Source organism: Catenulispora sp. GP43, from assembly GCF_041260665.1.
Lineage (GTDB): Bacteria > Actinomycetota > Actinomycetes > Streptomycetales > Catenulisporaceae > Catenulispora.
This window is the reverse complement of the sequence record NZ_JBGCCT010000002.1, coordinates 699,351-717,224: the sequence shown is the minus strand read 5'-3', so window position 1 is coordinate 717,224 and position 17,874 is coordinate 699,351. Positions and strand designations below refer to the sequence as shown.

Below are 17,874 nucleotides of genomic sequence, written 5' to 3'. Positions count from 1 at the left end.
ATGCGCGTCGTCATCACCGGACTCGGCATGGTCTCGGCGGTCGGCGCCGACGCCGCCGCCTGCTGGGCCGCGATCAAGGCCGGCCGCAGCGGTATCGGCGAGGTCGGCGCCGTCCCCACCGACGGGCTCGTCACCCGGGTCGGCGGCCAGTCGCCGATCGCGGACGTGCCGGGCGAGGACCGCTGCCTGACCCTGGCCCACGCCGCCGCGCGCGAGGCCGTCACCCACGCCGGGCTGAGCGAAGCCGGCTACGCCCCCGAGCGGGTCGGCGTCGTGGTCGGCAGCAGCCTGGGCAGCATGCGCAGCATCGAGCAGTTCCACCGGCAGTGGCTGACCCGGGACCTGCGGCACGCCGATATCAGGCTGCTGAAAGGCTACGAGATCCACAGTGTGGCCGACGTCGTGGCCGCGCGCCTGAACCTGACCGGCCCGCGCTCGCTGCTGTCCAACGCCTGCGCCGCGGGCGCCGTCGCCATCGGCTACGGCCTGGAACTGCTGTGGGCCGGCGAGGCCGACGCGGTGCTGGTCGGCGGCGTGGACCCGTTGGCGAGCCTGTCGTTCAGCGGCTTCAACAGCCTCGGCGCGCTGGACACCGGCCCCTGCTCGCCCTACACCCGCTCGGCCGGGCTCAACCTCGGCGAGGGCGCCGGCTTCCTGGTGCTGGAGAGCGCCGACGCCGCCGAGGCGCGCGGGGCCGCCGCCGTCGCCGAGATCGCGGGATACGGCCTGTCGGCCGACGCCCACCACCAGACCGCGCCGGACCCCGGCGGCGACGGCGCGGTCCGGGCCATGGCCGCCGCGCTGGCCAGCGCCGGCAACACCCCGGACGAAGTGGACTACATCAACGGCCACGGCACCGGCACCCCGACCAACGACGCGGTGGAGCCCAAGGCGATCCTGACGCTCTTCTCGCCGTATGGGGCGCCGCCGCCGACCAGCTCCACCAAGTCGATGATCGGGCACACCCTCGGTGCGGCCGGCGCGGTCGAGGCCGTGGTGTGCGCGCTGGCGGTGCGCGACGGGATGATGCCGCCGACGGTCAACACCGGCGGCGCGGCCTCGCCGAGCGGGCTGGACATCGTGCCGGAGAAGGCCCGGCCGGCCGAGGTGAACCTCGTGGTGTCCAATTCCTTCGCCTTCGGCGGCAACAACGCCGCCGTCGTGGTCCGCAACCCGGCCAGGTTCGGCACGCCCCCGGCCGCGATCGCCGCCGCCGAGGGCCGCGAGGTCGTCATCACCGGGATCGCCGGGATCGCCGGCGGCGCGACCGACCACCCCCGGCTGCTGGCCGCGCTGGCCGCCTCCGACCCGGTCTACACCGGCGAGGTGGACGTGCCCGGCTACGGCATCCGCCCGGCCGGCACCGTCGACCTGGCGAAGATCGCGGCCGGCATCAACCCGGCGGTGCTGCGGCGCATGGACCCGGCCAGTCGGCTCGGGGCCGCCGCCGTGGCGCAGCTGCACCAGCTGATCGGCAAGCCGGACCGGCTGCTGGCCGAGCGCACCGGGCTGATCTTCGCCACCGGCCTGGCCCCGATCACCCCGGTCGAGCAGTTCAACCGGGGCGTCATCCTGTCCGGTCCGGCCGGGGCCAACCCCAAGTTCTTCCCCAACACGGTCGTCAACGCCGCCGCCGGGCACATCGCGATCCTGCACCGCTTCCGCGGCGTGACCGCCACGATCTGTGGCGGCGGTACCAGTAGTCTCAATGCCCTGCATTACGCCTACCGCCTGATCCGGCGCGGCGCCGCCGAGCGCATCGTGGTGGTCGTCGCCGACGAGTGCCCCGAGGCGGTGCTGGCCGGGCATGTGAAGGTGCCCGGGTTCCTCAGCCACAAGGGCGTGCGGCCCTTCCACGGCGGCGGCACCGTGCTGGCCGCCGGCGCCGTCGCCGTGGTGCTGGAGTCGGCGGCCGGCGCCGAGCGGTCCGGGGCGACCGCCCTGGCACGGGTCGCGGGCTTCGGCCTGACCGGCGACGACAGCGGGATGGCGGCGTTGCGAGGCGACGGGCACGCGTGGAGCCGGTCGTTCACCGAGGCGCTGCGCGCGGCCCGGCTCGATCCCGCCGACATCGGCATGGTCGCGGCGGCGGCGATGGGGCGCGAGAGCGTGGATGGTCCTGAGTCCCTGGCCCTGCAAGCCGCCGGTCTGGCCGGACGGCCCGTCACCGCCACCAAATCAGTGCTCGGCGAAACCCTCGGATCGGCAGCCGGCCTGGGCCTGCTGGCCGCGGTGCGGGCGCTCGGCGACGGCTCGGTCCCCGGTACGTGGGGCGTGGACGTGGCCCCGGCCGAGGTGCCCGGCCTGGTCCCGCAGAGCGGCTGCGTATCAGAGGTCGAGCACGCCCTGATCTCCAGCTTCGCCTACGGCGGCAGCTACTTCTCCCTCGTCGTGTCGAGGGCCGATTGATGGCCTGGCTCGACGTCGCGCAGGCGGACCCGGAGCCGGCCGGCGCCCGGGTCCGCGAGCCGCGGGCCGTCGTGCTCAACGCGGACAGCCTGGTTAAGCGGTTCGGCGACCGGACCGTCGTCGACGGGATCTCGGTGCGGGTGGCCGTGGGGGAGATCGTCGGATTCCTCGGCCCGAACGGCGCGGGCAAGTCCACCAGCATCGCGATGTTCACCGGAGCGCTGCGGCCCGACACCGGCACCGTGCACGTGGACGGCGTCGACATGGCCGCCGAACCGCGCCGCGCCAAACGCCTCATCGGCGTGGTGCCCCAGGAGATCGCGCTCTACCCGAGCCTGTCGGCCCGGCAGAACCTGCGCTTCTTCGCAGGCGCCTACCGGCTGCCGAACAAGCTGCGCCGCGAGCGGATCGCCTGGGCCCTGGACGTCGTGGACCTGGCCGACCGGGCCGACGACCGCGTCTCGTCCTACTCCGGCGGTATGCAGCGGCGGGTCAACATCGCCGCCGCGCTGCTGCACCAGCCGCGCCTGTTGTTCATGGACGAGCCGACCGTCGGCGTGGACGCCCAGAGCCGCGACCAGATCTTCGCCGCGGTGCTGCGGCTGCGCGACGAGCTCGGCATGTCGGTGGTCTATACGAGCCACTACATGCCCGAGGTGGAGCGCCTGTGCGACCGCTTCGTCGTGGTCGACGACGGCCGGGTCATCGCCGAGGGGACCCACGGCGAGCTGCTGCGTCCGCTCGGCGAGGGCCTGCTGGAATGGTCGGCGACCGAGCAGGAACTGGCCCTGCTGCCCGACGGCGTCCAGAGCCTGGCCGCCCGGCTGGCCCGGCACGGCGAGATCGAGGTGGTGCCGGCACCCTCGGGTCAGGGCCCTGACGTCCTGCGCCTGCGCGCCCACAGCATGGCCGGCGCGCTGCGCGAAGTCGCGCAGATCGCCGCCGACCACACCATCGGCCTGGGCGGCATCCGGCTCGGCCGCCCCGATCTGGAATCCCTGTTCCTGAGCCTGACCGGCCGACACGTACGGGACGGCGCCTGATGCTGACCATGCTCCAGAAAGAACTCAGGGTTCTGCTGGCCGACCGCGGCGCGATGATCACCCTGTTCCTCTCGCCGATCATGTTCATCACCGTGATGAGCCTGGCCCTGGGCAGCTCCTTCGCCAACCTCGGTTCCTCCGGCAAGCTCAGCATCTGCGTCGTCGACCAGGACGGCGGGACCGCGGCGCGCTCCCTATTCAGTGCCCTGACGAGCACCGGGGAGCTCAGGGTCACCAGCCAGACCGAGGCGCAGTCCCAGGTCCGGGTCAAGGCCGGCACCGACGCCTTCGCGGTGGTGATCCCGGCCGGATTCGAGCAGCAGATCGAGTCCGGCGCGGCCCCTTCCGTGCGCTACGTGGTCGACCCCTCGGCGGTCCGGCAGGTCGTGGACCCGCTGGAATCGGCGATCAACGGCGTGGTGCTCGCGGTCGGCGCCCAGACCCGGACCGACCTCGCGCTGAACCGCTTGGCGGGCAGCCAGTCCGATCCGGCGGTGAAGTCGGCCGTCGCCGAGATCACCGGCCTGGACCGGGCCGCGCACACCGTCGACGCCACTACAGCCCTGCCGTCCGGCTCCACGGCGGTCAAATACCCCACCGTCTACCAGCAGAACGTGCCGGGCTACGCGGTCATGTACGTGTTCTTCATCGTCACCGTGATGGCCGGCTCGATCCTGGCCGAACGGCGCGAGGGCACCTTCCGCCGGCTGCTCAGCTCGCCGATGCCGCGCTGGCAGCTGCTGCTCGGCAAGGTCGCCCCGTACTTGCTCGTCGCGCTGGTCCAGGTCGGTGTGCTGCTGGCCTTCGGGCGGCTGGTGTTCGGCATGGGCCTGGGCGCGCACCCGCTGGCCCTGCTGCCGCTCAGCGCCGCACTGGCCTGCTGCGCCGCCGCTCTCGGGCTGCTGCTGGCCTCCTTCTCCCGCACCGAGGCTCAGGTCAACGGGATGGGCACGGTCGTCGTGCTGGTCCTGGCCGCGCTCGGCGGATGCATGGTGCCCGGCGTCTTCATGCCGCAGTTCATGCGGGACATCGCCGACTACGTCCCGCAGGGCATCGCGCTCAACGGATACCAGGACGTGCTCGTGCGCGGCGACGGGCTGGCCTCGGTGCTGCCGGCCTCGGGCGTGCTGCTGGCCGTCGCGGCCGGGCTCTTCCTGCTGGCCGTCCCCCGGTTCAGGTTCGTCCGATGAGCGCGCTGCATCTGCACCTGACCACCGCCGCGCCGTCGCCGCGCGACGCGTTCGGCCGCGACACCAGCCCCTCGGGCCTGGCGCTGCTGCGCGACGCGGCCCGGCGCGCGGCCGCGCCCCGGACCTGTCCGGCGCGCGACGAGGCCGGGCGCTGGCACTGGCCCGGCTCGCCCTGGCGCGGCTCGGTCTCGCACGCCGGGCCGCGGGGACTGGCCGGGGTGACCGAGGGCACCTGGATCGGCGTCGACATCCAGGACGAGCGGCCCCGGCCCGGAGCCATCGGCTGGCTGGCCGGCGTGCTGGACCTGCCGGCCGACCGGGTCACGCTGCGGCACTGGGCCGAGACCGAGGCGCTGCTGAAGGCCAAGGGGATCGCCGGGGTCCGGCCGGCCGCCGTCGGGCTGCCCGCCTGGCGCGAGGGCTGGCGGCAGACGCCGTGCGGGTGGTGGCTGTGGAGCCGCACGCTCGCGCGGACCGGCGAGCACATCGCGGTGGCCGCGCAGCAGCCGCGCTCGCTGCGCTGGTCTTCGCCCCCTGATGCGCTCAGCCCCATCGTCAACGGCCGGCGGGCGGTTCAGCACGCGGCGCTCGGCGCGCCGCCGGAGCAGTCGGTGCGGCGCGGGATCCTGGCGACGATCGGTGACACGCCGCTGGTCGGGCTGCGCCGGCTCGAGGCCGCGCGCGGCGTGCGCGTCTTCGCGAAGCTGGAGCGGTTCAATCCGACCGGCAGCATCGAGGACCGGGTGGCGCTGGGCGAGGTGCTGGCGCCGATCCGGGGCGGTGATCTGGTGCCCGGCGGGGTCTTGGTGGCCGATGCGGCTTCCGCCGACCTGGCTGTGAGCCTGGCTCTGGTCTGCTGCTACTTCGGTGTCGAGCTGCACGCCGTCGTCGACGCCGAGGCCGTCACCGACTGGCATCGCGCGATGGCGAGCGCGTACGGCGCGCGGCTCGTGCCGGTCGGCGGCTCGGCGCGGGTCGCGTGCGCCGATGAACTGGTGGCGGCGTTGCCCGGTTCGTATCGGCTGGGACGCAGCCGCCGGGCCGGCGGGACCGGGGGCGGCGACCTACTCGGCGAAGTCCGTGCGGCGCTGCCCGCCGAGCCCGACTACGTGTACTGCCCCACCAGCAGCATGACCGCGCTGCGCTTCTGCCTGGCCCACATCCGCGCGCATCGCTTGGCCACGCGCGTCGTCGCGGTCGACGACGCAGGACGGGGCGACCGGCTCGCGGACCTGCCCCTGGGGCGGTTCGACCGGGCCGTGGCGGTCGGGCCGGACGACGCCGAAACCGGCCGCCGCCTGCTGCTGGAGGCCGAGGGCATCCTCGCCGGCGCGTCCTCCGGCGCGGTCCTTTCGGCATTCACCCGTACCGCCCCGCCGCCGCCGGACTCCGTCTGTGTGCTGATCTTCCCCGACGGCGGCGACCGTCCCACGGGCCCCGAGCCCAAGTCCCCAGAGGAGAACGTCCCGTGCTGATCCTGCGCCAGTCCGACGTCCGCGCGCTGGTGGAAGGACGCGAACGCGAGATCACGCAGATCGTCGCCGACGCCTACGCCATCCATGCCGAGGGCGCCACGTCCCTGCCCCACTCGGTATTCCTGCGCTTCCCCGACCGGCCCCGGGACCGGATCATCGGCCTGCCCGCGTACCTCGGCGGCCCGAACCCGGCCGCCGGCATGAAGTGGATCGCCAGCGTCCCGGGCAACATCGGGCGCGGCCTGGAGCGGGCCAGCGCCGCGATCGTGCTCAACGACGTCGTCACCGGCCGGCCCGACGCGCTGATCGAGGGCTCGGTCATCTCGGCGAAGCGCACCGCCGCCAGCGCGGCCCTGGCCGCCCGCCTGCTGACCGCCGAGCCCGCGCCCGAGGCGGTGTCTCTCATCGGCTGCGGCGTCATCAACCTCGAGGTGCTGCGCTTCCTGCGCGCCGAACTGCCACAGCTGGTGCGGGCGACCGTCCACGACCTGGATCCGGCGCGGGCCGCCGGGTTCGCGAGGCGTGCGACGGACGAGCTCGGGATCGCGACGCGGACGGTCGGCACCGCTGCCGAGGCGCTGGCCGCGCACCGGCTGGTCTCGCTCGCCACCACCGCCGCCACGCCGCACCTGGACCTGGCGCCGCTCGCGCCGGGCAGCACGGTGCTCCACGTGTCGCTGCGCGACATCTCGGTCGCGGACATGCTGGCCGCGCAGAACGTCGTGGACGACACCGATCACGTGAACCGGGAGGGCACGTCGGTACATCTGGCGTCGCAGGCGAGCGGCGGCACCGGCTTCGTGGACGCCGAGATCGGGGACGTGGTGCGCGACCCGGGATCGTTCCGGCGCGACCCTGATCGAACCCTGATCTACTCGCCGTTCGGCCTCGGCATCCTCGACATGGCGCTGGCCGCGCATCTGCGGCGGGAGGCCGGGGCGAAGGGCCTCGGCGTCCAGGTCGACGACTTCGTGTCCTGATCTACCGTCCCGCATCGAGTCAGGAGCCCGGCGTGCCGGATCACAGCCGCTTCCGCACCGGCCTGTCCGCGCCGGTCACCGAGGAGATCACCGCCTTCGACCTGCCCGTCACCGGCCGCATCCCGCCCGAGCTGGCCGGCCGCCACCTGCGCAACGGCCCCAACCCGCTCGGCGCCGACGATCCCGGCTCCCACTGGCTGCTGGGGGCGGGCATGATCCACGGCGTCCGGCTGCGCGACGGCCGCGCCGAGTGGTACCGCAACCGCTGGGTGCGCTCCCGCGAGGTCGCCACGACGCTGGGCGAGCCGTGGCCGGGCGGCCCGGTGCACGCCGGCAAGGACGCCGCGCCGAACACGCACGTGCTCCGGCACGCCGGGCGGATCCTGGCCACCATGGAGGCCGGGCCGCTGCCGTACGAGCTGTCCGAGGAGCTCGGCACCGTCGGCCCCTGCGACTTCGACGGCACGCTCGGCGGCGGCTTCGCGGCGCACACCAAGGCGGACCCGCGCACCGGCGAGCTGCACGCGATCACGTACTTCTGGTCCCGGCGGCATGTGCGGCACGTGGTCGTCGACGCCTCCGGCAAGGTCACGCGCACCACCGAGATCCCCTTGCCACACCGGCCGATGATGCACGACTTCGCGCTGACCGAGCGGTACGTGGTCCTGTTCGATCTGCCGATGACGTTCAGCAAGGCGGCGGTCGCCGCCGGGCACCGGCTGCCGTACTCGTGGGACCCGGCGCAGCAGGCGCGGGTCGGGCTGCTGCCGCGCGATGGCGCGCCTGCCGACGTGCGTTGGTTCGAGATCGAGCCCTGTTGGCTGTTCCACGCGCTGAATGCCTACGACGACAGCGATGCGGACTCCGACCGTGTGGTGGTGGACGTCCTGCGCTACGCACGCTCGTACGAGATCACCACTATGGACGGCCCGGGCCCGGTGACCTTTGAACGCTGGACCATCAGCCTGACCGCCGGAACGGTTGCCAGGCGCCAGTTGGACGACCGTGCCCAGGAATTCCCGCGGGTCGACGAACGTGTACTGACCCGGCCACACCGCTATGGCTACAGCGCGGTGGTCGGTGAGCTCAATCGCAATACCCTGACTCTCGACGGCGCCTTCGCCGACGCGGCCTTCGCCAACACGCTCCTCAAATACGACTTCGCCACCGGCACCACCGAGGCCCACAACCTGCCGCGCACGGCGATGGCGGGCGAGGCCGTGTTCGTGCCGAGAGCACCCGATGTGTCCGAGGACGACGGCTACCTCCTGGCCTACACGCACAACCCGGAGCGCGGCGCGGCGGACCTGCTGATCCTCGCCGCTCAGGACTTCGCCGCCGAGCCGCTGGCCCGGATCCACCTGCCGGCGCGGATTCCGCTGGGGTTCCACGGAAACTGGCTGCCGGACGAGTGAGATCGGCGGGCAGGAACCCGCTTCAGCCGCTTCAGAATTCCTCTCCTGAACCTGTCACAAAGCTTGAGTCCTCGCGCGTTGAACCATATGTGGACGTCAACCAGCGCGGGCGATGAAGGCAGAGGAGATGAAGGATGATCGGCAAGCCTTCCAGGACTTCACTGCCGCACACGGGGCCCGGCTCTTCCGTACTGCGTACTTCCTCGCCGGCGGCGACTGGCATCTGGCCGAGGACCTCATGCAGGACACCCTCGTGAAGGTGTTCGTGGCCTGGCGCCGGGTCAGCAGAGTCGAGAACCCCGCGGCCTACGCGCAGACGGTCCTCACCCGCACCTTCATCAGCCAGCGGCGACGGAAGCGCTCGGGGGAGCAGCCGATCGCCGAGCCGCCGGAGCGGGTCATCGAGGACGTCGACTCCGCGGTACGGCTGACGCTGCTCGCCGAGCTGGCCAATCTGTCGGCCAGGGACCGGGCCGTGGTCGTGCTGCGGTACTGGGAGGACCTCAGTGTCGAGGACGTAGCGGCGGTCCTGCACATCAGCTCCGCCTCGGTGCGCACCCAGTCCTCGCGGGCGCTGGCCCGGCTGCGGGTCGCGCTCGGCGAGGTGTTCCCCGAACGGCTGCTCGGCTGACCGCCACCCACCCCAGGAAAGGACGGCCCACCTGTGTCCACCGACATCTTCGAGACCGCCGCGGACGGCACGGGAACGGTGCGCGCGGCCTTCGACGCCACCGCGGCCGAGTGCCGGCCCGACATCGACGCCCTGACCCGCCGGGCGCTCGACCGCGGGCAGCGGGTCCGGCGCCATCGGCTGGTCGGCAAGGTCGTCGGGTCGGCGGCCGCGGCGGCGGCGATCGGGCTGGGTACCGCCTACGCGCTCAACGATTCGGGGTCCTCGGCGCGGCCCACCACCATCCCGGGCAGCGGCAACGGTAGCGGCACCTATGGCGGGAACCCGGGTTCTGATCTGGTGCGGCCGCCCGCTCCGGTGCCCTCGAGCTCCGCCGCCTCCACGGCGCCGATCACGCCTGCCCCGACCTCCACAGTAAGCGCATCGGTGGCCGACGCCGTGGCGACCTGGCGCGCCGCGCACCGCGGCACCTTCACCGGCCTCAGGGCAGCTGTGTAGCCGTCTGGCGGTCACAGGCGCCCGGCCCCAACACCCCCGCTCTCAACAACCTAAGATTTCCAGCTCCCACGGAGGGCCGTCGATGCTCACCGCGTTCTTCCGCGCGTTCCGCACGCCCGATTTGCGAAGAAAGTTACTCTTCACGCTCGGCATCATGGCCGTCTACCGGCTCGGCGCGCACATCCCGCTGCCCGCCGTCGACGCCAAGGCGCTGGCCGCCTGCACCGGCGCCTCGACGAAGGCCGGCACCGGAAGCCAGGCCTTCGGGCTGCTCAACCTGTTCTCCGGCGGGGCGCTCCAGCAACTGTCCATCTTCGCCCTCGGGATCACGCCCTACATCACCGCCTCGATCATCCTGCAGCTGCTCACGGTCGTGGTCCCGCGCCTGGAGGCGCTGAAGAACGAGGGCCAGGCCGGGCAGACGAAGATCACGCAGTACACGCGCTACCTGACCATCGGCCTGTCGGTCCTGGAATCGACGATGACGCTGACCGCGGCCCGCAACAACCCCGGCTACCTGCTGGGCGGCAAGTGCCAGGGCGTCGCGGTCCTCTACCCCGCGGTGACGTGGGAGGGCATGGCGGTGATGGTCGTGGTGATGACGGCCGCCTGCTCGCTGCTGATGTGGCTCGGCGAACTGGTCACCGACCGCGGCGTCGGCAACGGCATGTCGGTCCTGATGTTCACCTCGATCGCCGCCAAGTTCCCCGGCTCGGTGTGGGCGATCAAGCTCTCGTCGCACACCCTCGGCGGGTGGCCGGCGTTCTTCGGGGTCCTGGCGCTGGGCGTGCTGACCGTCAGCGCCGTCGTCTTCGTCGAGCAGGGTCAGCGTCGCATCCCCGTCCAGTACACCAAGCGGATGGTCGGCCGGCGCGCCTACGGCGGCTCCTCCACGTACATCCCGCTCAAGCTGAACCAGTCCGGCGTGGTGCCGGTCATCTTCGCCTCGTCCCTGCTGCAGATGCCGGTGATGCTGGCCGGCCTGACCGGCGGCACGGACTCGGCCAAGGGCTGGCAGGGGTGGGTCAACCGGCACTTCAGCGTGACCCAGCACGGATACCCGCTGACCTACACGCTCAGCTATCTGCTCCTGATCCTCGGCTTCGCCTTCTTCTACATGTCGATCACCTTCGACACCGTCGAGATCGCCGGCAACATGAAGAAGTACGGCGGCTTCATCCCCGGCATCCGCGCCGGCAGACCGACGGTCGAGTACCTGAACTACACCGCGACGCGCATCACCTGGCCCGGCGCGATCTACCTCGCGGTGATCGCGGCCATCCCGATGATCGCCCTGGACCGGCTGCACGCGAGCGTCGCCTTCCCCTTCGGCGGCACCACCATCCTGATCATGGTCGGCGTCGGGCTGGAGACCGTGAAGCAGATCGAGTCGCAGCTTCAGCAGCACAATTACGCGGGTTTCCTGCGCTGAGCGGCTGAGCGGCTGAGCGACTGGGGACCGTAGAACGGCCGCGCTGGAGATATCAGACCTCGATGTCTCCAGCGCGGCACAGCTTTGGAACTCAGCCCCCGCTTGAAACGGAGGTGGATGATCACCCAGCATGATGACGGTTCGCGGTCGCCATTCGCGGTATACGGCGAGGAATCGCAGATGCGTGCGAACAACCGACCTGAAGGGGACTCCCGGTGACGACCATACGTAAGACCCTCATAGTCTGCGCAGCCGTCGCAGCGCTTTGCGCCGGTTGCAAGAGCACCCCGTTGAGCGGCGCCCAGAACACCCCGAGCGGATCGGCCGCGGGGACCAGCGCGCCGGCCGGCGGCGGTGCGAACGCCCCGCTGGCCCGCACCCGGCTCGCGCCGAGCCAGGTCGGAACCGTCCCGGCCAACCTGCACTGCCGCATGAGCGGCAATGCCCCGACCACCTACCGCCCCGACCCGTCCTGCACACCCGGCGCCGTCCAGGACGCGGTTACGCAGTCCAATATCGACTCCACGATCTGCACGACCGGCTACACGACGAAGATCCGGCCCGCGGTGTCCGCGACGGACAGGATCAAGCACGCCCTGTACAGCGCCTACGGCGTTCCCGACAGCACGAAGAGCGAGCTGGACCACCTGGTCAGCCTCGAACTCGGCGGCAGCAACGACACCGCGAACCTGTGGCCCGAGCCCGGCCCGCTGCCGAACCCGAAGGACAGCGTCGAGAACGCTCTGCACAAGGCGGTGTGCGCGCACAAGGTGACGCTCGCGGCGGCGCAGCAGGCGATCGCGACGAACTGGACCACCGCGCTGGCGGTCACCGGGGCCGGGAAGTAGGCACGCCCCCCACCGGAACCCCCATAGGTGAAACCCCCACCGCCTCCATCATCGAGGACTGATCTGCCTGGTACGGGGAAGGCTCGAGTGTTGCGCTCAGCACCAGATGCCCGCTTGCCGGACGCCTGAGGTTTGCCCAAGCACCGCACAATGCGAGTCGATCCAGACCCTTTCTTCGAGGAGGACCGTGTCCAGGACCCGTTCCCTGACCGCCATGGCGGTCTCGGCCAGCACCGTCGCCGCCGTGCTGCTCCTGCCGTCGGCGCATGCGACAGTGTCGACCGACGTCGTCGTGAACGAGGTGTACGGCGGCGGCGGAAACTCCGGCGCCACGCTGAAGAACGACTTCATCGAGCTGCGCAACGACGGCTCGGCACCGGTGTCGCTGGCCTCGTGGTCGGTGCAGTACATCTCGGCCGCGCCGGGGGCGAGCACCACGTGGCAGGTCACCAACCTGACCGGGAGCATCGCGCCGGGCGCCACCTACCTGGTCGGCGAGGCGGCCGGGGCCGGCGGGACCGCCGACCTGCCGACGCCGGACGCCACCGGGGCGATCAACCTGTCCGGCACCGCGGGCACCGTCGCGCTGGTCACCTCGCAGACCGCGCTGACGTGCAAGACCGCCGCCGACTGCGCGGCCGACGCGAGCATCAAGGATCTGGTCGGCTACGGCACCGCCGTCATCCACGAGGGCGGCGCTGACGCCCCGGCGGCCGGCAACACCACCTCGGTGGCGCGCAACGCCTCCGGCACCGACACCGACGACAACGGCGCCGACTTCACCGCCGGCGCGCCGACGCCGACGCCGGGCGGCTCCGGGACCGGCGGCGGCTCGACCCCGGGCCCGCTGCGGATCCACGACATCACCGGCACCACCTGGATCTCGCCGGAGAACGGCCAGTCGGTGACCAATGTGCCCGGCATCGTGACCGCGGTGCGGACCAGCGGCTCCAAGGGCTTCTGGATCCAGGACCCGAACCCCGACGCCAACCCGGCGACCAGCGAGGGCATCTTCGTCTACACCAGCTCCGCGCCGACCGTCGCGGCCGGGGACTCGGTCCTGGTCTCCGGCAAGGTGCAGAACTACTACCCGCTGGCCGGCGGGGACACCACGGCGACCACCTCGAACCTGTCGGTCACCGAGATCGGCTCGGCCACGGTCACCAAGCTCAGCAGCGGCAACCCGCTGCCGGCGCCGATCGTCCTGAACGCCTCGGACGTCCCGGCGACCTACGCGCCGGACCTGGGCGGGGCGAACATCGAGAGCACGCCGATCACCCCGGCGCGCTCGGTGCTGGACTTCTACCGCTCCATCGAGGGCATGCGGGCCGAGGTCGACGACGCGCGCGTGATCGGCCCGTCGGACAAGTACGGCGAGCAGTACGTGACGGTGAAGCCGACCGAGGCCGTCACCTACCGAGGCGGTTCGGAACTGCTCGGCGAGAACCAGACGCCCTCGGGCCGGCTGGAGGTCGTCGCCGACGACGGCAGCAACCCGCAGGTGACCGTCGGCGACACCTTCGGCGGCGCGACCGTCGGCCCGATCGACTACTCGCAGTACGGCGGCTTCCTGATCGCCGCCGCCACGCTGGGCACCGTGCAGCACGGCGGCCTGGCGCCGGTGGTGGCCTCCCCGGCCTCGGCCAAGCAGTTGTCGATCGCCACCTACAACGTGGAGAACCTGGCGCCGTCCGACCCGGACACCAAGTACCAGGCCCTGGCCGCCGGCGTGGTGAAGAACCTCGCCACGCCGGACATCATCTCCCTGGAGGAGATCCAGGACAACAGCGGCGCCACCGACGACGGCACCGTGGCCGCCGACCAGACCATCGGCAAGCTGACCGCCGCGATCGTCGCCGCCGGCGGCCCGCAGTACAGCTACCGCGAGATCGACCCGGCCAACGACCAGGACGGCGGCCAGCCCGGCGGCAACATCCGCACCGTGTTCCTGTACAACCCGGCGCGGGTGAGCTTCGTCGACTCCGGTGACCCGAGCGTCAACCGCACCACCACGAGCACGCAGGTGGTGGCCAAGCACGGCGAGCCGGCGCTGACGCTGTCCCCGGGCCGCATCGACCCGACGAACCCGGTGTGGAGCTCCAGCCGCAAGCCGCTGGTCGGCGAGTTCCGCTTCCGGAACCAGGACGTCTTCGTCATCGCCAACCACTTCGACGCCAAGCTCGGCGACCAGAACCAGGACGGCCGCTTCCAGTTCCCGGCGCAGTCCTCGGCCCTGCAGCGCTCCGGCCAGGCCCAGGTGGAGCACGACTTCATCCAGAAGCTGCTCGACGTCGACAAGCACGCCGACGTCGTCTCCCTGGGCGACCTGAACGACTACCAGTTCAGCCCGGCGCTGAACTCGCTGCGCACCGGCACCGCCGACGGCACCGGCCCGTCGATCCTGACGGACCTGATCAGCACCCTGCCGACGAACCAGCAGTACACGTACGACTACGAGGGCGTGTCCGAGGTCCTGGACCACATCCTGGTCAGCAAGGGGATCAAGGACTACAGCTACCAGGTCGTCCACGTGAACTCGGAGTTCGCGAACCAGACGAGCGACCACGACCCGCAGGTCGTGGAGTTCAAGCCGTAAGGGCGAAGGCGGGGGACCTCCAAACGGGGGTCCCCTGTCTGCTACCGCAATGCGGAAGCGCGCGGGCGCCGTCGTACCGAGACCCCGAGCACCTCGGTGGTCGGGAGGTAGCCGAAGTGGCGGGAGTCCAGGCTCACCGGGTCGTCCCCGCGCACCAGCAGAAAGCCAGGCGGGACAACGGATCCCGCGTCGGTGGCGCCGACGGCGTGGCGGATCTCCTCGGGAACCCGGTCTCCCTCGATGGCGACGACTCGTTTCACCATCCAGTCGACGTCCGGCCGTGCTGGTGCTGGTGCTGGTGCTGGCGCAGGTGTCTGTGTCGCTGTCGCTGCCGTCCTCGCGAGCTGCGGATGCCGGAACACGATCACGTCGCCGACCCGGGGCGTCCGAAGCCGGCCGCGCCGAACCACCAGCTTCTCGCCGTCGGTGTAGGTCGGGCTCATACTGCCGCCGCTCACCGTGATCAAGACCAGTGCTCGGCGCGCGGCGAGAACCCCGAGCGCCCCCACCGCCACGCCCGCCGCGAACACCGCTCTGCCGCCGATCACGGTCCTGCCGTCGAGCTTCATGCCGCCCCCACTTGGTGATCCTGATATCCCTCAGCCTGAAGCCGGAACAGCTGAGCGTACTGCCCGTCCGCAGCCATCAGCTCGTCATGGGTTCCCCGTTCGCTGATGCCGCCATTGGTGAGGGCCACGACCAGGTCGGCGTCACGCAGGGTATCGAGACGGTGGGAGATGACCAGGCTGGTCCGTCCGGCGCGCCGTGCCGCCAGCGCGCGGTGGACCTGGTGTTCGGCGGCGGTGTCCAGGCCGGAGCTATGCCGGGCCTTCCTGCGCGCGGACCGGCCCCGCGAGGCGCTGGAGAAGTTCGAGGAGGCGATGGAGGCGCCTCCCCGCGGTGAGGCTACTCAAGCGGCTGCGGGGCGCCGATGCCGCCTCAGACCGTGATCCCCAGGATCCGCTCGGCGTTGCCATGGGCGATCTTCGCCCGGTCCTCGTCGCCGAGCGGTGTGTTGGCGAGCCCCGCGACGGCGTCGGCGGTGGTCTCGTAGGGATAGTCGATGGAGAACATGATCGAGTCGGCGCCGATCTCCAGGACGGCGCCGGTCAGGGCGGCGGGGGAGAAGACGCCGCTGGTCGTGATGACGATGTTGGTGCCGATGTAGTGCGAGGGCCGGTGGCGCAGCGGGTTCTCCGGGGTGAACGTGCCATACCGGGAGTCCAGGCGGCTGCGCATGAAGGGCAGGAACTCGCCCATGTGTCCCAGGATCAGAGTGGCTGCCGGGTGCCGGTCGAAGACGCCGCCGAACAGGACGCGCAGGGCATGACCACCCGTCTCGGCGGCCCAGCTCCACGCGGCGCTGTACATCTCGGGGTGCCCCTCCAGCACCTTCCAGCTGTCGGCGGGCGGGGCGCCGGGGTGCAGGTAGAGCGGGACCGACAGCTCCTCCAGCGCGGACCAGAACTCGTCGTAGCGCGGCTCGTCGAGGTAGTGGCCGCCGAGGTGGTCGTTGATCAGCGCGCCGCGGAAGCCGAGGTCGCGGACGGCGCGTTCGAGTTCCTCGACGGCGGCCTTCGGATCCTGCATGGGCAGCGCGGCGAATCCGCGGAAGCGGGTCGGGTGCTCGGCGACGACGCCGGCGAGGTAGTCGTTGGCGACGCGGGCGTTGTCGCGCGCGGCCGAGGCCGCCTGGTCGAGCTGGATGCCGGGGACGGTGAGGGAGAGCACTTGGATGTCGATGCCGTGCTCGTCCATGTCGGGCAGGCGGTATTCGGTCATGTCGCGCAGCTTGCGGGTCCAGGTGGCGACCAGTTCCCGGCCGATCGGGAGGTTGTCCCAATCCAGTTCCGCGCGCCATTGCGGGACGGAGAAGGCCTCTTCGAGAGCGATGTGTCGCATTGCTGATTCGCCTTTCCACAGGGGGAGAACAGCGTTTGATCAAGTCTGTGCCCGGCCCGCGCGGGCCGTCCAAGACCGATCTGTCATCTCGATGCATCTCAGGCATCGGTGCTGATGGCGGTGGCTAGACTCGCCACATGTCCGACTCGTCGCCGCCCCCGGCAGACCTGGATCTGCGCCTGGTGAGGTACTTCACCGTCGTCGCGGAATTCGGGCACTTCGGACGGGCGGCCGAGGAGTTGCGCGTCGCGCAGCCCTCACTGAGCCGCCAGATCCGCCGCCTCGAGCAGCACGTCGGCGCCCGCCTGCTGGACCGCACCCCGCACGGCACTCGCCTGACGGCCGCCGGCGAGCAGTTCGTCCCCCGGGCCAGGGCGCTGCTTCGCCTGGCCGCGCAGGCCGCGGCCGTCGCCCGCCAGGCCGCCGAACCCAGCGCGATCACCATCGGCCTGCTGCCGAACGTCGATGTGGCGGCGGCCGTGCGCGGGTTCCGGTCGCGGCATCCCGAGGCCGCGGTCCGCGTCGTGGATCTGGCGTGGAACGAGCCGCGCGAGGCGTTGCTCCGGCGGCGGGTGGACGTCGCGGTGACCAGGTTGCCGATCACCGCGCGCGGCCTGCGCGTCACCCCGCTCTACCAGGAGGCGCGGGCGCTGGTCGTCCCGCGGGACCATCGGCTGGCCGCCCGGGACGCGGTGACCCTCGACGCCTTCGCCGACGAACCGCTGATCTCGCTGTCCGATCCCGCGTGGAACGCGTTCGCGCACGTCGATCCGCGCCCCGACGGGAGCCGTCCGCTGGACGGCCCGCGCGTCGAAGTCCTCGAGGACACCCTCGAGCTGATCGCCGCCGGCCAAGCCGTCGCCATCCTCCCGGCCGGGCTGGCCGGGGCGCGTCCGGACCTGGTCGCGATCCCGGTGTTGGACGCCGACCCGGTGCGGGTCGTCCTGGTCACCCGCGCGGGCGAGGACAACCGGCTCGTCGCGGACTTCCAGGCGCAGGCTGTCACCGGCGCCTCCGCTGCTATCGACTCTGAGTCCAATAACTCTTAGGATCACCGACATGCCCCGACTGACCTCTTCGCACAGCGCGCTGGCCGGCTTCCTCGCCGCGGCGGCCGCCACCCACTTCCTCGCGCCGCGCCCCTACGACGCGATGGTGCCCCGCTCGCTGCCCGGGAGCCCGCGCACCTGGACCCACATCAGCGGTGTGGCCGAGCTCGCCGTGGCCGCCGCTGTCGCGAATCCCAGATCGCGCCGCCAGGGCGGTCTCGCGGCCGCCGCGTTGTTCGTCGCGGTGTTCCCCGCCAACGTCAAGATGGCGCGGGACTGGAGCGACCGGCCGGCCCCGCTCAGGGCGGCCGCGCTGGGCAGGCTTCCGCTCCAGGTGCCGCTGGTGTGGTGGGCTCTCAAGGTGGCCGGTAAGGCCGCCGGGAAGTAGTACCGGAAGAACCGGCTC

Annotated in this window: 15 protein-coding genes; 13 read left to right on the top strand and 2 right to left on the bottom strand. The window is 71.8% G+C overall.

Annotated elements, in window-relative coordinates:
- The 11 genes from ABH926_RS06960 (at position 1) to ABH926_RS06910 (ending at position 14,517) form a co-directional block, all read left to right on the top strand.
- Positions 1–2,409, top strand: coding sequence for a beta-ketoacyl synthase N-terminal-like domain-containing protein (locus tag ABH926_RS06960; RefSeq protein WP_370364514.1), 2,409 nt, complete (start codon positions 1–3; stop codon positions 2,407–2,409).
- A complete protein-coding gene (locus ABH926_RS06955) occupies positions 2,409–3,452 on the top strand; it encodes an ABC transporter ATP-binding protein (RefSeq protein ID WP_370364513.1) in 1,044 nt (347 codons plus the stop codon). The genes ABH926_RS06960 and ABH926_RS06955 overlap by 1 nt, the downstream gene beginning before the upstream one ends.
- Positions 3,453–3,460: 8 nt before the next feature.
- On the top strand, positions 3,461–4,642 hold the full coding sequence (locus tag ABH926_RS06950) for an ABC transporter permease (RefSeq protein WP_370364512.1): 1,182 nt from the start codon (positions 3,461–3,463) through the stop codon (positions 4,640–4,642).
- A complete protein-coding gene (locus tag ABH926_RS06945) occupies positions 4,639–6,117 on the top strand; it encodes a pyridoxal-phosphate dependent enzyme (RefSeq protein WP_370364511.1) in 1,479 nt (492 codons plus the stop codon). The genes ABH926_RS06950 and ABH926_RS06945 overlap by 4 nt, the downstream gene beginning before the upstream one ends.
- Complete coding sequence (gene sbnB, locus ABH926_RS06940; protein ID WP_370364510.1) at positions 6,111–7,097, top strand: 2,3-diaminopropionate biosynthesis protein SbnB; 987 nt, start codon at positions 6,111–6,113, stop codon at positions 7,095–7,097. The genes ABH926_RS06945 and sbnB overlap by 7 nt, the downstream gene beginning before the upstream one ends.
- A gap of 32 nt (positions 7,098–7,129) precedes the next feature.
- Complete coding sequence (locus ABH926_RS06935) at positions 7,130–8,512, top strand: carotenoid oxygenase family protein (protein WP_370364508.1); 1,383 nt, start codon at positions 7,130–7,132, stop codon at positions 8,510–8,512.
- Between the two features lie 127 nt (positions 8,513–8,639).
- Entirely contained in the window at positions 8,640–9,143 is a 504-nt protein-coding gene (locus tag ABH926_RS06930) for a SigE family RNA polymerase sigma factor (protein WP_370341551.1), read from the top strand.
- A gap of 33 nt (positions 9,144–9,176) precedes the next feature.
- Positions 9,177–9,641, top strand: coding sequence for a hypothetical protein (locus tag ABH926_RS06925; protein WP_370364507.1), 465 nt, complete (start codon positions 9,177–9,179; stop codon positions 9,639–9,641).
- Between the two features lie 82 nt (positions 9,642–9,723).
- Entirely contained in the window at positions 9,724–11,073 is a 1,350-nt protein-coding gene (gene secY / locus ABH926_RS06920) for a preprotein translocase subunit SecY (protein ID WP_370364506.1), read from the top strand.
- 215 nt (positions 11,074–11,288) lie between these two features.
- A complete protein-coding gene (locus ABH926_RS06915) occupies positions 11,289–11,921 on the top strand; it encodes a hypothetical protein (RefSeq protein ID WP_370364505.1) in 633 nt (210 codons plus the stop codon).
- 187 nt (positions 11,922–12,108) lie between these two features.
- Entirely contained in the window at positions 12,109–14,517 is a 2,409-nt protein-coding gene (locus ABH926_RS06910; protein WP_370364504.1) for a lamin tail domain-containing protein, read from the top strand.
- A gap of 41 nt (positions 14,518–14,558) precedes the next feature.
- On the opposite strand, the gene ABH926_RS06905 is transcribed toward ABH926_RS06910, so the two are convergent.
- The gene (locus ABH926_RS06905; protein WP_370364503.1) at positions 14,559–15,086 is read right to left on the bottom strand and encodes a S26 family signal peptidase; all 528 of its coding nucleotides are present in this window, start codon (positions 15,084–15,086) and stop codon (positions 14,559–14,561) included.
- 370 nt (positions 15,087–15,456) lie between these two features.
- Positions 15,457–16,419 carry an amidohydrolase family protein gene (locus ABH926_RS06900; RefSeq protein ID WP_370364502.1) on the bottom strand — a complete coding sequence of 321 codons (963 nt, stop codon included), beginning with the start codon at positions 16,417–16,419 and terminating at the stop codon, positions 15,457–15,459.
- A gap of 137 nt (positions 16,420–16,556) precedes the next feature.
- On the opposite strand from ABH926_RS06900, the gene ABH926_RS06895 reads away from it, so the two are divergent.
- Together ABH926_RS06895 and ABH926_RS06890 are read left to right on the top strand one after the other, a co-directional pair.
- Positions 16,557–17,468, top strand: coding sequence for a LysR family transcriptional regulator (locus ABH926_RS06895; protein ID WP_370364501.1), 912 nt, complete (start codon positions 16,557–16,559; stop codon positions 17,466–17,468).
- A 10-nt stretch (positions 17,469–17,478) separates the two neighbouring features.
- Positions 17,479–17,856, top strand: coding sequence for a hypothetical protein (locus ABH926_RS06890; protein ID WP_370364499.1), 378 nt, complete (start codon positions 17,479–17,481; stop codon positions 17,854–17,856).
- Positions 17,857–17,874 lie beyond the last annotated feature (18 nt).

Coding starts and splice junctions, on each gene's coding strand:
- ABH926_RS06960 (WP_370364514.1), top strand. CDS start 1: ATGCGCGTCGTCATCACCGGACTCGGCATGGTCTCGGCGGTCGGCGCC.
- ABH926_RS06955 (WP_370364513.1), top strand. CDS start 2,409: ATGGCCTGGCTCGACGTCGCGCAGGCGGACCCGGAGCCGGCCGGCGCC.
- ABH926_RS06950 (WP_370364512.1), top strand. CDS start 3,461: ATGCTCCAGAAAGAACTCAGGGTTCTGCTGGCCGACCGCGGCGCGATG.
- ABH926_RS06945 (WP_370364511.1), top strand. CDS start 4,639: ATGAGCGCGCTGCATCTGCACCTGACCACCGCCGCGCCGTCGCCGCGC.
- ABH926_RS06930 (WP_370341551.1), top strand. CDS start 8,640: ATGAAGGATGATCGGCAAGCCTTCCAGGACTTCACTGCCGCACACGGG.
- secY (WP_370364506.1), top strand. CDS start 9,724: ATGCTCACCGCGTTCTTCCGCGCGTTCCGCACGCCCGATTTGCGAAGA.
- ABH926_RS06905 (WP_370364503.1), bottom strand. CDS start 15,086: ATGAAGCTCGACGGCAGGACCGTGATCGGCGGCAGAGCGGTGTTCGCG.
- ABH926_RS06900 (WP_370364502.1), bottom strand. CDS start 16,419: ATGCGACACATCGCTCTCGAAGAGGCCTTCTCCGTCCCGCAATGGCGC.
- ABH926_RS06895 (WP_370364501.1), top strand. CDS start 16,557: ATGTCCGACTCGTCGCCGCCCCCGGCAGACCTGGATCTGCGCCTGGTG.
- ABH926_RS06890 (WP_370364499.1), top strand. CDS start 17,479: ATGCCCCGACTGACCTCTTCGCACAGCGCGCTGGCCGGCTTCCTCGCC.